The organism is Oscillospiraceae bacterium, from assembly GCA_035380125.1.
Taxonomy (GTDB): domain Bacteria; phylum Bacillota; class Clostridia; order Oscillospirales; family JAKOTC01; genus DAOPZJ01.
Map to the genome: position 1 here is coordinate 78,287 of DAOSWV010000005.1, position 15,284 is coordinate 93,570.

A 15,284-nucleotide genomic window follows, 5' to 3' on the forward strand; every position below is an offset into this window, starting at 1 on the left:
GAGAAAGGCGGCATTCGTATATGAAATTACTAGAAGTCAGAAATTTGCAGACCTCGTTTTTTACAGCGGCGGGTGAAGTGAAAGCTGTAAACGGTGTTTCGTTTAATTTGGATGAGGGAAAAGTGCTTGGAATCGTCGGCGAATCCGGATCCGGTAAAAGTGTTACCGCTTATTCCATTCTTCAGATTTTAACCAATCCCGGTAAAATTGTAGGCGGCAGCATAAAACTAAGAGGTCAGGAACTGGTTGACTGCGGAGAAAAAGTGATGAGTACGATTCGCGGTAATAAAATCAGCATCATTTTTCAGGACCCGATGACCAGCTTAAATCCCGTTTTTTCGATCGGGAATCAGCTTATGGAAGCAATTATGCTTCACACAAACCGTGATAAAAAACAAGCACAGGAGAGAGCAATTGAAATGCTCTCCCTCGTCGGTGTCAATGAACCTCAAAAAAGAATGAATCAATATCCGCACGAATTCTCCGGCGGTATGCGTCAGCGTGTTATGATCGCTATGGCACTGGCTTGTGAACCGGATATTCTGATCGCGGACGAACCCACAACCGCACTTGACGTAACCATTCAGGCTCAGATTCTGGAACTGATGAAAGACCTCCAAAAGAAGATGGGAATGGCAATCATCTTGATTACCCACGATCTGGGCGTTATCGCTGATATGTGTGATGAGGTTATCGTAATGTATGCCGGCCAATTCTGCGAACGGGGCACGGCAGATGAAATCTTCTATAATCCACAGCACGAATATACCAAAGGGTTGATTCGTTCCATTCCAACCGTTTCCGATGAAAAAGAAAAACTCAAACCGATCGGCGGTTCTCCTATTGATCTGCTCAATATGCCGGCCGGCTGTCCGTTTTCGCCTCGCTGCGAAAATGCCATGAAAATCTGTCTCACCGAAAACGCCCGTGAGATTGTGATCAACGAAAAACATATCTCGAGATGTTGGTACAACATTAAAAAATGTATCGATGGCGGTACTTTGACGCCGGATCAGATAAAGGAGCTGTATTTAGATGATTAATGATAAAAATTTGCTCGAAGTCAATCATTTGAAGCAGTATTTTGATGTCCCCACCGGTTTTATCGGATCTATCCCGTTGAAAGCGGTAGACGATGTTTCTTTTTCGATCAAAGAAGGCGAAACACTCGGTTTGGTCGGTGAATCCGGATGCGGTAAAACCACCGTCGGACGAACATTGCTGCAATTGTATAAACCTACGGGCGGAGAAATTATTTTTGACGGAAAGAAAATCTCCGATAAAAAATCCATCAGAGAAATGCGGAAAAAGGCCCAAATGGTCTTTCAGGACCCCTACTCTTCCCTCGATCCCCGCATGACCATCGGGGATATCATCGGTGAGCCGCTGGATGTACACAAACTCTATTCCTCTAAAAAAGAACGGCAGGAAAAAATCAAGAATTTGATGGACATCGTCGGGCTCTCCAGTGAGCACGCAACTCGTTATGCGCACGAATTTTCCGGCGGTCAGCGGCAGCGCATCGGTATTGCACGCGCTTTGGCGGTTGATCCGAAATTCATCGTTTGCGACGAGCCCGTTTCCGCGCTTGACGTCTCGATTCAAGCACAAATTATCAACATGTTTGAGAGTCTGCAAAAACAACTTCATTTGACCTATCTGTTCATTGCGCATGATCTCTTGATCGTTAAGCATATCTCGAACCGGATTGCCGTTATGTATTTGGGTAAAATAGTTGAGGTCGCTCCGGCCAATGAGCTTTATCATAAACCGCTTCATCCTTATACCGTTTCTCTGCTTTCGGCTGTTCCGATTCCAGACCCCGAATATGCAAGAACACACAAGCGGATTACGCTTGAAGGCGACGTCCCAAGCCCACTGCACATGCCGAGCGGATGCCCGTTCAGAACAAGATGTCCAAAAGCGACAAAAGAGTGTGCTGAAACAGCGCCGACTTTGCAAGAAATTTCTCCGAATCATTACGTTTCTTGCTTGCATATTTGAATTATTTGGTGTATTATATTCTACATATTTATTAACCGTTTGGTTAATTTAAATATGAAAATTAAATGGAGGGGAAAAAATGAAAAAGACAGTAAGTATTCTGCTGGCATTGTTTATGGTCTTCGGTCTTGCCATCGGTTGCTCGCCCAAAGAAGCGACTCCGTCGGAAATGACCGTCTGTGTCGGTCCGTATCCCGATACGATCGACCCTGCCCTGAACAGCGCGGTAGATGGCGCAACCTATATCATCCATGCCTTCTCCGGTCTGGTTGGATATAGACAGAATGCATCCGGTAATTTGGAACTCTTTGCCGACTGCGCAAAAGAGCTTCCTACCGCAACCACAACTGCTGATGGAAAAACTCAGTATGTTTTCGAACTCAAAGATGATCTCAAATGGAGCGACGGTACCCCGCTGACAGCTGCTGATTTCATCTATGCATGGAACAGAGCTGCTTCTCCGGTTACAGCCGCTGATTACGGCTACATGTTCGATGTCATCGACGGTTATTCCGAAATCATGGCTGCGTTCGAGCCGGCCAATGAAGCGCAATCAGCAGCAGACGATGCAGCCGCAGCGGCAGAAGCCGCCGTGGGAACTGCAGATGAAGAAACAACCGCAGCAGCGGCAACTGCAGCTCAGGAAACAGCGGATGCAGCATATGCAGCCGCGGTTGAAGCAGCATCGGCTCTTTCTCTGAATGTTACTGCTTCTGAAGACGGCAAAACCCTGACGGTTGTGCTTCCGGTTGATGTTCCCTACTTCATGGAACTCTGCGCTTTCCCGGCTTATATGCCTGTTAAACAATCCGTTGTCGACGGCAACGAGAGCTGGGCAACAGCAGCTGAGACCTATATCAGCAATGGCCCGTACAAAGTGACCGAGTTCACACAGGCTCAGCTGGTTATGGAGAAGAATGAGAACTATTACAATGCCGACGCCATCAAGACGGATAAACTGGTTTTCCCGTTCAATGACGACGACAGCTCGCTGCTGGCAAACTATCAGAGCGGCGCTTATCTGTTCATCGACTCGGTTCCGAACGATGAAATCGAAACACTCAAAACCCAATATCCGGACGAATTTGTTGTCACCGGTCAGCTTGGAACTTATTACATCTGCTTCAACATCAATGACGCCGCTCTTTCCGAATTCACTCCGGAAGAAGCTGTCAAGATCAGAACAGCGATGTCTCTGCTGATCGACAGAAACTACATCGTCAACGATATCGGTAAGGTCGGTCAGGTTCCGGCGGCCGGATTTGTCGCTATGGGACTCACCGAACCGGACGGCTCAGAGTATATCTCCAAGAACGGTTATAACGGCGACGGTACCGGTTACTACAGTGTTGCTGCTGAGGATTATTCCTCCAACTGCGATCAGGCGATTACACTTCTGAAGGAAGTCGCGGCGTCTTCCGGCAAATTCACTGTCAGCGAGGACAATAAAGTTGTCGGATTCCCCGAACTCTCCTATATCTTCAACACAAGCACCGGTCACCAGAAAATTGCTGAATATCTGCAGGCTGTGTTCGGCACTTACGGATTCACGATCAATGTCTCGTCTCAGGAATGGGGCACGTTCCTCAACACCCGTAAGAACGGTGACTATTCCATCGCGAGAAACGGTTGGCTGGGCGACTATAATGACCCCATCTCCTTCCTCGATATGTGGACGACAAACAGCGGCAATAATGACACCCAATTCGGCAGAGACGCCAACGCCACTTATGCCGGCTACAGCTACAACGGCCAGACCGGTTTGACCTGGGCAGAGTCCTATGACGTGATCATCGCTGCAGTCAAGGCTTCCAAGGATCCGGTTGAGCGTTTTGCACTGATGCATCAAGCCGAAAACCTGCTGATGAGCACCGGCTGCATCTGCCCGCTCTACTACTACACTGATATCTACATGATCAGCCCGTCAATCGATGGATTCTTTGCGAGCCCGCTGGGATTCAAGTACTTCATGTACGCTTCGGTTACTGCTGAATAATCACTGTCGGTAGCACTAATCCGATATAAAAACAAGGCGGCCAAATCGGCCGCCTTGTTTTTTTGATTTTATATTTTACTCGATCATGTTAAGAAAGTGTTTGTGTACGGTAGTATTGTTTGTGAGTTCGGGGTGAAAAGCGGTAACGAGTTGGCTGCCCTGCTGCGCTGCGACGATTTTACCGTCTACGGTTGAGAGGATTTTAACAGGACTTTCTGCGGATTTGATATACGGCGCGCGGATGAAGGTCATATCAATCGGTTTACCGTCGAAGTCCGAGACCGCGTTGAAGCTGCCGAGCTGTCGGCCGTAAGCGTTGCGCACGACGGTGATATCCATTGTGGCAAGATGTGAAACGGATTCGTTATCAATCTTTTTCGCCAGCAAGATCATACCGGCGCAGGTGCCGAAGACGGGCAAGCCGTTTTGAATCAAGTCACGGATCGGGTTCATCATATCGAGGTCAACGAGCAGCTTTCCCATCGTGGTGCTCTCGCCGCCGGGCAGGATTAACCCGTCAAAAGGCCGGTTCAGATCGCTCTTTTTACGAATCTCGAAGCTGTTTGCACCGAGTTTTTCAAGCATGCGCCGGTGTTCGATAAAAGCACCCTGAAAAGCCAGTATTGCAATTGTTGTCATTTATTTTCCGCGCTCCGCCATCAGCAGTTCGATTTCGCCCTCATTGATGCCGACCATGGCCTCGCCGAGGTCTTCGGAGAGTTCCGCTAATATTTTCGGGTCGTTGTAGTTCGTTACGGCCTTGACGATGGCTGCTGCGCGTTTTGCGGGATTGCCGGACTTGAAGATACCCGAACCGACAAAGACGCCTTCCGCGCCCAGTTGCATCATTAAAGCAGCGTCTGCCGGAGTTGCGACACCGCCTGCGGCGAAGTTCACCACCGGAATCTTGCCGTTTTCATGGACGTAGAGCAGCAGATCATAGGGAACTTGGAGTTGTTTTGCGGCTTCGAAAAGTTCGTCTTCGCTGATGGAGGTCATGCGCCTGATCTCGCTCTGCATCTTGCGCATATGGCGGACGGCCTGGATGATGTCGCCCGTGCCGGGTTCGCCTTTGGTGCGGATCATCGATGCGCCCTCGCTGATGCGCCGCAGGGCTTCTCCGAGGTCCTTTGCACCGCAGACGAACGGTACCTTAAATTTCGTTTTGTCGATGTGATAAATGTCGTCAGCGGGCGAAAGAACTTCGCTCTCGTCGATGTAGTCGATCTCGACGGCCTCGAGAATCTGCGCTTCGGCAAAATGGCCGATGCGGCACTTGGCCATGACCGGAATCGAAACGGCGGCTTGGATGCCTTTTATCATCTTGGGATCGCTCATGCGCGAGACGCCGCCGGCGGCGCGGATGTCGGCGGGAATGCGTTCAAGCGCCATGACCGCGCACGCACCCGCTTTTTCGGCAATGGCGGCTTGTTCGGGGCTGGTCACGTCCATGATGACCCCGCCCTTTAACATCTGCGCGAGTTGTTTATTCAATTCGTATCTGTCGTTTGTCATAAAAAGTTCTCCTTTACTTTTGGAATACCATATACTATAATGATTTTGGTATTATTGAAATATCCATTTTGATATTATGATTTAATACCAGATTGGAAATACGTCATGTTGACTTATGATTTATCGAGTAGAGGGAATGTCCCGATCTATCTGTATTTATATAACTGCATCAAAGCCGACATTGAGAACGGTGTGATAAAACCGGATGAAAAGCTGCCATCCAAGCGCAATCTGGCGGAACACCTGAAAATCAGCGTTTTGACCGTGCAGAACGCCTATCTTGCGCTGCTGTCGGAGGGCTATCTCTATTCTCGCGTCAGAAGCGGATATTATGCCTCGGCACTGGAACATGTGAACCGTACCGCACCCGTGAAAAAGGCGGAGACGGACGAACCCGTGCAAAAAGAGCCGGAATGGGTGATCGATTTCTGCGACAACAACATCGACGCGGCGAATTTTCCGTTTTCGATTTGGTCGAAACAGATGCGCGAAGTATTAAACGAAGGCGTGGCCTTGGAAAAAATCCCGGCGGCGGGTGTTTTGGCGCTGCGGATTGCCATTGCAGACTTTTTATATCATTTTCGCGGTATGGCGGTTTCACCCGAACAGATCATCATCGGCGCGGGAACGGAATATCTCTACGGGCTGCTGGTCAAGCTGCTCGGGAAAGACAAGATTTACGCGGTTGAAGACCCGGGCTACCGAAAAATCGCGGCGGTCTACCACGCCGAAAACGTGGAGTGCCGCTATATCGGGCTGGATAAACACGGGATTTCGTCGGCGGAACTGGCTGAAAGCGGCGCGGACATCGTGCATATTTCGCCCGCGCACCACTTCCCCACCGGCATTGTGATGCCGATTAAAAGGCGGCAGGAGATTTTAAATTGGGCGAACGAACAAGCGGGACGCTTCATTATCGAGGATGATTACGACAGCGAGTTCCGGTTTGCCGAGAAGCCGATTCCCACGATGCAAAGCATCGACGCGCAGGGCAAAGTGATCTATATGAACACGTTTTCAAAGACGATCTCGCCGTCGATCCGCATCAGCTATCTGGTGCTGCCGCAGGCGCTGCTGGCGCGTTTTCGGGAAGAACTCGGATTTTACGCCTGCACGGTGTCGGGATTCGAGCAGTATGCGTTGGCGAAGTTCATTCAAAACGGGTATTTTGAGCGGCACATCAATCGCATGAAAAAGGCGTATAAGGCCAAGCGGAATCTGATTATCAAGGCGATTAAAAATAGTGCCCTGAGCCGCAACGCCGAGATTTTGGAGGAAAACGCGGGGCTGCATTTTATCTTAAAGCTGAAAACGGCGCTTTCGGACGAGGAGATTGTTCGTCGGGCAAAAGAAAACGGCATTAAAATATCCTGCCTGTCGCAGTATTGCTTCAGGCAGGAACACGCCGCGCCCGGCATGGTAATTATCAACTACTCCGGCATCAACACGGATCGGTTGGATGGGGTGATAACAGCTTTAGGAATTATCATTTTGTAGCCTTATAAACTTAATATTTTTTTAATTAATTTTGATGTCATTGGTTGTTTTTTATTATTAAATTCTGATATCCAATCGCATTCATTTTTAAATAACTCCTGGCACATACTATTAACAGAATGACCGTTAGATAAACTTTGAATTGTATAGTTTAAAAAATCATCAGTATATGCATGTAAATTTTCAACAAGTAATTTTAAATAAGGCATTGTTTTACCATTATGAATAATCAAATTGCGATTTCTGTATATACGCATTAATTGCCATTTTACTCGATCAGAATGTTTTTCAACAAATTTATAGACTTTATCAACTGTAGCTAACATATTGTTATAATACTGGATGCGTTCTTTTAGCAAGGGGAAATCAAAACATGAATCCAAAAATCTTTTCCTATCTAATTTTTTTTCGTCTAAAATAACGAATTCACAAATCTGCTGAACGATTTCAAACTCATCCGTTTTATCTTTAATGATTTTTTTATATTCACTATTCGAATACATTTTTAAGTCATTAGTAAGTTGTAAGAATAATGAGTATAGATATTTTCTTTTTAATATTGGTACTAAATATACACAAATCTGATCAATTCTATCGCTTGCATGTTTACTATTGATATTAAGTAAAGTTTCAAAAATAACCCATAAATCAAGCAATTGATTTTTCTCAGAAACACTATCAAGAGATAAAGAATGAAAAAGCACTGCCGAAATTAAAGCTGAAAAATCAGCGGATTCCTGCGTTTTTTCGATAACACCCATATTTTTGTTAATTATATCTTTATTTGGAGTTTTTGCTTTTTGAACTGCATTATTATTTTTTAATACTAATGTAAAATGATTAGAATCATCATAAACACCACAATTCATATTTGTAATATTGAATTGTAAATAATGATCCGATAATTTATAAAAGGAAAGGTTAATTTCAAGATTTCTCTTTGCATATTCTACCGCTTTATATGGGTCTAAAGATTTAGCATCTATATTCAAATATGTCTCATATTTTCTTTTTTTAAGAAAATTCTTTTCTATATTCAATGTAGTTTTAGGATTAAAAGAGTCTTCACAATTTAAACCATCAAAGTGCTCAATAAATTCGGCGACTTTATTATCAATAATAAAAATGACGGAGTAATTATTCGGTTTAAAAGTAAAAATACTAAAATAGTCAATTATTTGACGCGGATCTTCAATATTCTTCTTTCTAAAAAAGTACTTATTCGTATACTCATATATGAATGCAGGACTGTATCTTAAATTTACTAATTCAGTTAAAATTGACTTTGTCAATTTAAATAAATCATTTTGTTTTTCTACATTATTATCTATTATAATTTTAATAATCTCATTCATTAAGTTCTCATAATAAGAATTTTTTGAAAAGAATTTATCATTTAAAGCTTTTATAATAATTTTAGAATCATTGAAATTTAATTCGTTTGTATTATATATCTTTTGATATTTTTTGTTATTATATTTAACAAAAAAATCCAAAGGGGATTCATTAAGTAGAGCAAATAGTGTATCTTTATTTAAAGAATTATACAATTCCTCAATAATTGGTCTTAGAGTACCCTCAGGAACCCCTTTGTTTTCTATTGCATTTATTGCATTTATTGCATCATAACACAAAAAGTGGCTATTTAATGTTGAAATTCGGTTTGAAGGTATAGAATAATCAAATAGTAGCTCGTTTACTAATTGAGCAAAAAATAACAAATTCATACATTGATCAACGTTCTTCCAACTTGAAATATCTCCTTTTTTCATGTTTTCTTACTCCCATCTATTTAAACTTCATTTTGACAATTTTAAGTTCATTTTTGCTTCCTCGCTGACACGATAGCTTTCGAGGGCTTTTTGGATGGCTTTATTGTGCGTCCATGGGGAAAGGCGGCGCTGCTCGATGTACGGGAGGGCGGCGTCATACTGCTTGGCCAGCGCCGTCGCAAAATACCATGCGATCATCATGTTGACGTAATACTCCTCTGACCTCACGACCGCGACCCATTCGAGATATTCCGGCTTGAAGTTGCCGTCCAAAAAGTGCGTCAGCAGCATCCCGATGCCAAAGCGGATGGTATAGGTCTTGCCGGAGGAAATCCACGTTTTGATTCGGGTTTCGAGTTCCGGCGGGTGCTTTTTGAACACCTTCGGCGAGAGCTGGTCGCAGGTCGCCCAATTGTCTACATACGGCAAAAATGCCTCTGTCGCCGCGAGAGCTTCGCCGTAATCTTTGATCTGCTCGATCAAAAACGCGTGCAGCTGGTTTTCCTCGAAGTAGGTATGCGGCAGGGTTTGCAGGAACTTGTCTACTGTGTTTGATTCGGAAGTCCCCTGCTCTTTTGTGCGCTCGTGCGCATTCTCACGCATGAGTTCCTTGGCCAGCTTGCGCAGTTCCGGCGTGCGCACGCCGATGATCGTCTGCAGATCGATGTTCAGGATCAGTTTGCGGTTGAAATCCCGGTAGGTTTCGTCCCGCAAAGCGAAAAGCTGGGTTTGGATGGTTTCGATTGGGTTCATCGGGGCGAAAGGTCACCTCCCGTGACAGTTGAATTTTACCATGGAAATATCTTCTGAAAATATTATAATACCGGATTTGTCGAAAATCAAGGTTTTCAGGCGAATTAGGAGAAACCACCCCGTAAAATCCGCAAAATGCGGTCTTGCCACCCCTCCACAGAGGAGAATTTCGGGCGCACACATAGGTGCGCCCCTACGGGATGAAACCGGAGGTCTTTATCAGCCCATAATGATTCTGAGCGCCGGGTCGTCGCTCCCTACGTGTAAACGGATTGCCCCGTCACAAACTTTCAAAGAATGTTCGTGCACCCCTCCACAGAGGAGAATTTCTGGCGTACACATAGGTTCGCCCCTACGGGATGAAACCGGAGGTCTTTATCAGCCCATAATGATTCTGAGCGCCGGGTCGTCGCTCCCTACGTGGAAACAGACCACCCCGTCGCTTCGCGCCAAACCCCTATAGCATCGCATACGACGCATTAAAGAGGGGAATTTTCGGAATGGTCAAGACCATTCCCTACAATAATGAAAGCGCATGAAAGAAAAGACAAAAACCGCCCGAAATCCTGAATATCGGGATTTCGGGCGGGCCTTTCGCTATTGGAAATTATAGATAACCTTTTTGCTTTATTTACGCGAAGGGAGGATTTCGAGCCAATAACCGTCGGGGTCTTCGATGAAATACAGGTTCATCTTTGTGTTTTCATAACAGATGCAGCCCATCTCCTCGTGGCGTTTATGCGCGGCTGCATAATCATCTACACGAAATGCCAGATGGAACTCGGATTCGCCGAGGTCGTATTTCTGCGGGTGGTTTTTGAGCTGAGTCAGTTCCAACTCAAACTCGGACTCGTTGTTTCCGATAAAAACAATGGTAAAATCGTCGTTCGTATGACGACGGACTTCGGTCAAGCCGAGCGCCTTTTCGTAAAAAGCGAGTGAAGCGTTCAGATCGCTGACATTGTAGTTTTCATGGACCATTTTGAATTTCATTTTCATCTCTCCTATTGTTTTTCGGGATACCGAATCGCGTCACGATACTGCGGATATTCGGATAAAAAGCGGTCGATGGTTTCGGGCTTTTGCCAATAGTGCATCGGATAAACGCATTTCGCGTCGGCAACCGCGAGGAAATAAAGAAGCCCGTCGGCATAATGCGCATCCTGTCTCGGGTCGAGCGGAATGAAAGCGACATCGATTTTGCGGCCTTTAAGTTTATTGATTTCGTGGCGGTAACTGCCGCGCATTTGTTTATTGTCGTTATCGGGCTCGCCGTCCCAAAACCAATCGTTCAGGTCGCCGGCATGATAGATAACACCCTCTTCTGTTGTGAGCAGAAACGCCACGCCACTGTCGGTGGACTGCAAGGTCTCCAGATGTTCGCCGCATGGCAATTCACAAGCGATATTGGCGCGAACGGTCAATACCTCAATGTCTTTGGGGTATTTCTTCTCGGAAATATCCTTGGAGAGAACCGCATAAATGTCTTTCATGTCCATTGAATTGAGAATCGTGAAAATTTCGGGATTGAAATGATCGCGATGGTTATGGCTGCTGAATACAACTATGGGTTTTTGCGTGTCAAGCTGAGGAAGCTCTCCCTGATAATAATCAAAGAGATAATAACGCGCCGCTGTCTCAAGCAAAAATCCGCTGTGAAAGATGTATTGCACGGTCATGCCCGATCACGCTCCCTCTGCGTTTATAGTACATTCATCAAAAGGCCGTGTCAAGTTTCCTTTCATGCCGGATCGCAGATGATGCTAATAATTTCTTTCCCGGTAACTGTACCTGTTTTGAAGGCAGACGCGCATAAAGGGTTCTTTTAAATAAAGCTTTGCTTCACGCTCAAACATCCCTTTGTGTTTCTCGGTGTCGGTCTTGAGCGTGAAGCGGATATTCGGATCGGGCTCATGGCGTTCGGTGTCATACTCCTGCAAGCAAGAAAAAGATGAGATTTTATTCGTTTCAAGGACAATGCTGTTCGGGAAACGATGGCAAAGATCATCAAACGAATATTCCCGCAGATGTTCCGCATAAGGATTAAAAGCCAGCGCGACCAACCTTTGCTGCGAAACACGTTTTGCCGGCGGAGGTGTTCCCTGCACGATTTGATTTAAAAGCGATTCTTCAATCCGAAGAAAAACACAGTGCTGTTGATCCAGCCACAGCACCGCCGGATGTTTTGCAATAAGCCCGTCAAATATGTAACAGGCAATTGTGACCGGAATTCCCGATGCCGTTGGTTTTTGCGGAGGATTGTCGAGCGGATTCCCGCAGTGTCCGCAAAAACGCGCTCCGTCAATGATCGGGCTACCGCATCTTGAGCAAAACATTGAAATAATCCTCTCCTTTAAAATCATGGATTTGTAGAGATTTCGGAGACTTTCCATACGCCGTTTTCGCCTTCCATGTGAAGATAACGCACAATTTCGCCATCCTCCCACACACTCATAACGGCTCCGGATTTCAAAGTGACAGATAGATAACATTTGTAATATTCATGTCCGTCTAACCACGAATCCGTAAGAAAATCTTCGATTTTATTCACTTTGATCGATTCAATGCTGTCAAACCCGGCTTTCCATGCGGCTTTTGTTACAGAATCTGAACTTTTGGCACTCAACATAAAGCTAAACGCTTCCTCGGAATCCCCCTTATTCAACGCGTTGAAAAAGGCGATGACAACATCTTCCGAGTATCCTTCCGGAGTCTCCGGATTCGATTGAATGCTCATCGGATCAACCGAATTTCCATATGCATCAACAAGGTCAATCAGTTTTCCCGTTACCCCGTCGACAGCACAGAAATACGCGATATCTGAAACAGTAAATCCAAACTGCCAAAACGGCTTACCGCTCCATTCCTCTGTATAGCTTTCGATCAAATACATAATCATTACATCCGACGGATGGGACGGCATGCCGCTTTCAATTGCGACTTCGGCGGCTTCCTGCATCGAGATCTTTGGCTGATCAACGGGAGCGGACGCCGGGATATCAATACCTCGCACCGTGCTTGTTACTTCAGATGATCCGATCACTTCGCCGTTTTGAATTGTCACAGTGTAGCAAGTTTCATCTGCTCTGCATGCAAATATGACGACCCAAAGTTCCGACAGATCGTTATCAGACCAGTTCGCATCAAGGCTGTAATACATCGGTTGTATACTCCACAATACGGCGTCGGAACGCCATTTTATTGCTTCATTATAACCGATTTTCGCAGCTTGTAGAGATGTGATTCCCGTTCCTTCGCTTGTGGATTGGACCGAATAGGACGTTACCTGAGCACTGTTTGACGCTGCATCGGTATTCATTGAACTCTCAATTTCTTCGCTTTCAGATGAAACGATACCGGCTGTTTCTCCGCATCCTGTCAAAACTAGTATTGCAATAAGTACCGGCGCAAGCAAACGAAATATTCTACTTTTCATACAAATCCTCCCTATCGCCTCACAAATTCCATTCAATTAATAGACACAGAACAACTATTTTAAATATAACAAATATATATCTTTTCATCAATACATTTTATGGATTTTTTCAACGCGGAGGTAAAAAATTTTTTCATTGCATGAAAAAGCGCATCCTTATCGGATGCGCTCAAATATTATACTGATTAACAAACCTTAATACAACCCAAAAACGTTTAACCTCAAATCATTACATCAAATAAAATTTATTTCGTCAAACATTTCGCTACGGATTTTATCCCTTCAAATGTGCATATCCATAATCATCCGCTGTAACACTGCGATAAACCATTATTAAAGTTGATCCGGAATTTTTAAATTCATCTTGGGGAAAATCAAAAATACTATCGAAATGAGAACTGTCATTCAACATATAGACAAACTTTGTCTGAATAAAAACCTTATAGAACGGGACTACTACCCCGTTATCAACAGTTACGCCCGGCCATCCTTGAGATACCATAAACTCTGACCAATTCCATGGAGTTCGATCTTGAATGTGATTCTCAATGAGTGCTCCTATAGAATCGTAGTCCAGAGCCTCCCAATCCTCAAATCCGGCATAATTGGAACCGGCAAGCTCAGACATATATGTTGTAACCTGACTTTGCGTTTTGCCGTTTAGTGTAAAGGTATCATCGGATTTTCCGAATTCAATATTTTCCGAGTAGTACATACCATCCCATTTCGTATCGACAACGGTATTCTTCTCAATCGGAAGAGTCAGAAGTGCTTCCTGCTGTTCAAGATGCGACTCGTAGCGGTTAATGCAATCCATGATTATTGATTCATTTTCTCCGGGTTCTTCCTCTATGGCATGGTAATACTCTACCTGAAGAAGAAGTATAGCATCCTGATACTGCTTGAAAAAGTCATATTGCGACTTAATTTTATCATAGTCGTCTGAATCCAGATAACGGTCTTCATAAACGATTTCGCGCCAAAGAGTAAGAAGCGGCTTTTCACCCGCCAAACCCACCAGTTGGTTGTGAATCACATCCGCATGATCGATAATATTCGATGCAATCCTTTCTATCAGTCTCTGTCTAGCCGCTTCGGGATTTGCAGGCGGGTTGCTGATAAAACTGTTTAAGTCCCTTTGTATGGAGTAAATGCTTGAAATGAGATCGTTCAATTGAAGTACGCGATTCCCGTAATCCGACAAAGCCTGCTGATGGGAAAGCTGTTTCAGCATATCTTTTAACTGCAAGACAATGTTGTCAAGCTTATCGCTGATCGCATCAAGCTGTATGGACATTTTTGACATTTCCGTTTTCATCTCAGTCATGCCCTCTTGGATTTTTGCCAATTCTTCAGGGGTAAGATCCTCTTCGCCAAAGTTGATTCCGGCTTTGTCAAGTCCCCAGCCCATCAACTCGCCGCCGACATAGGATACGGCTCCCTCGGCAAGTGTAGTAGCCAGCCACGAAGCGGCACTCTGAAGCATCAAGGGTTTTTGGAAAGGATGTGTTTCCCCCGCGTCCATCTCAACTAAGAGCTGCTCAATAAACGAATTTATGCCGCCGCTTTCATTGGCCTCTGTCAGGAACTGAGAATTATTAAAATATTCGCTTGTGAGCTGTGTCCCGCTCGAAAGATCAAGCGATTCCGGCACCTCTAAAAAATTCTTCACCGCAAGAGAAGCTTCCATAAGACCAGCTTCAGGGTGTTTATCAAGATAAGCGCTGATAATCGTTGTGGTAAGATTGATGTAGATGGTATCCGTTTCAGCATTATAATTGCGTATATCAGCACTTAATTCAGCGGTGAAAGCTTCGCCGTACAGAGTGCCACCTTCAGTGATAATCTTAAAATCAGAGGGCAGTTTTGCCGTATCGATTAAAATGGCGCCCTGTGCATCGGTAATAAGATTGTCCGACTTTAAAATTTGATTTCCGCTTTTATCGTATATGCTTAAAACAGCGGAAGAGACAGAATCGTCTGCATATACCCAGCCACATACTGTTTTTTCCGTGTTGCTGCAGCCAAGTGATATCATGCATGTCAGTGTGAGAGCAAGAGATAAAACGCAGGAAAAAATCTTTTTAAACCGCTTCATGATCATCATATTTACCTTTTTTCATAAGTATTTTGAAACCAGAAATTTTGCCAAAATCGGATGCTGTTATCTTGTCAGGGCGTTAAGCTGAGGCATATTAAGCATCTTAATTCGGTTGATAATTCTAGCACACAAAGCAATGTTTGTAAAGCGTTTTTCAATAAAATAAAGTCATATTTAAAGTGTTAATATATTACTTGTAAAAGCTACATA

Annotated in this window: 13 protein-coding genes; 4 read left to right on the forward strand and 9 right to left on the reverse strand. The window is 44.7% G+C overall.

Annotation, left to right across the window (positions count from 1 at the left end):
* The first annotated feature begins 20 nt into the window (after positions 1-20).
* From PK629_02855 to PK629_02865, 3 genes are all read left to right on the forward strand, one after another.
* On the forward strand, positions 21-1,043 hold the full coding sequence (locus PK629_02855; protein ID HOP10409.1) for an ABC transporter ATP-binding protein: 1,023 nt from the start codon (positions 21-23) through the stop codon (positions 1,041-1,043).
* Positions 1,036-2,004 (forward strand): ATP-binding cassette domain-containing protein, encoded by a 969-nt coding sequence (locus PK629_02860; protein ID HOP10410.1) that lies wholly within the window; start codon positions 1,036-1,038, stop codon positions 2,002-2,004. The genes PK629_02855 and PK629_02860 overlap by 8 nt, the downstream gene beginning before the upstream one ends.
* A gap of 79 nt (positions 2,005-2,083) precedes the next feature.
* On the forward strand, positions 2,084-4,000 hold the full coding sequence (locus tag PK629_02865; protein HOP10411.1) for a peptide ABC transporter substrate-binding protein: 1,917 nt from the start codon (positions 2,084-2,086) through the stop codon (positions 3,998-4,000).
* A gap of 75 nt (positions 4,001-4,075) precedes the next feature.
* Here the strand turns inward: PK629_02865 and pdxT are convergent, their stop codons facing one another.
* Together pdxT and pdxS are read right to left on the reverse strand one after the other, a co-directional pair.
* Positions 4,076-4,639, reverse strand: a complete 564-nt coding sequence (gene pdxT, locus PK629_02870) for a pyridoxal 5'-phosphate synthase glutaminase subunit PdxT (GenBank protein HOP10412.1) — start codon at positions 4,637-4,639, stop codon at positions 4,076-4,078.
* Positions 4,640-5,515 carry a pyridoxal 5'-phosphate synthase lyase subunit PdxS gene (gene pdxS / locus PK629_02875; protein ID HOP10413.1) on the reverse strand — a complete coding sequence of 292 codons (876 nt, stop codon included), beginning with the start codon at positions 5,513-5,515 and terminating at the stop codon, positions 4,640-4,642. It lies immediately after the preceding gene.
* Between the two features lie 105 nt (positions 5,516-5,620).
* Between pdxS and PK629_02880 the strand changes: the two genes are divergently transcribed.
* Positions 5,621-7,012, forward strand: coding sequence for a PLP-dependent aminotransferase family protein (locus tag PK629_02880; GenBank protein ID HOP10414.1), 1,392 nt, complete (start codon positions 5,621-5,623; stop codon positions 7,010-7,012).
* Between the two features lie 2 nt (positions 7,013-7,014).
* On the opposite strand, the gene PK629_02885 is transcribed toward PK629_02880, so the two are convergent.
* The 7 genes from PK629_02885 to PK629_02915 form a co-directional block, all read right to left on the reverse strand.
* The gene (locus tag PK629_02885) at positions 7,015-8,784 is read right to left on the reverse strand and encodes a hypothetical protein (protein HOP10415.1); all 1,770 of its coding nucleotides are present in this window, start codon (positions 8,782-8,784) and stop codon (positions 7,015-7,017) included.
* A 27-nt stretch (positions 8,785-8,811) separates the two neighbouring features.
* Complete coding sequence (locus PK629_02890; GenBank protein HOP10416.1) at positions 8,812-9,537, reverse strand: DNA alkylation repair protein; 726 nt, start codon at positions 9,535-9,537, stop codon at positions 8,812-8,814.
* Positions 9,538-10,164: 627 nt separating this feature from the next.
* Positions 10,165-10,530, reverse strand: a complete 366-nt coding sequence (locus PK629_02895) for a VOC family protein (protein HOP10417.1) — start codon at positions 10,528-10,530, stop codon at positions 10,165-10,167.
* A gap of 11 nt (positions 10,531-10,541) precedes the next feature.
* Positions 10,542-11,216, reverse strand: coding sequence for an MBL fold metallo-hydrolase (locus PK629_02900; protein HOP10418.1), 675 nt, complete (start codon positions 11,214-11,216; stop codon positions 10,542-10,544).
* 84 nt (positions 11,217-11,300) lie between these two features.
* On the reverse strand, positions 11,301-11,873 hold the full coding sequence (locus PK629_02905; protein HOP10419.1) for a zinc ribbon domain-containing protein: 573 nt from the start codon (positions 11,871-11,873) through the stop codon (positions 11,301-11,303).
* 23 nt (positions 11,874-11,896) lie between these two features.
* Positions 11,897-12,973, reverse strand: a complete 1,077-nt coding sequence (locus tag PK629_02910) for a hypothetical protein (GenBank protein HOP10420.1) — start codon at positions 12,971-12,973, stop codon at positions 11,897-11,899.
* 274 nt (positions 12,974-13,247) lie between these two features.
* Positions 13,248-15,080, reverse strand: coding sequence for a hypothetical protein (locus tag PK629_02915; GenBank protein HOP10421.1), 1,833 nt, complete (start codon positions 15,078-15,080; stop codon positions 13,248-13,250).
* Positions 15,081-15,284 lie beyond the last annotated feature (204 nt).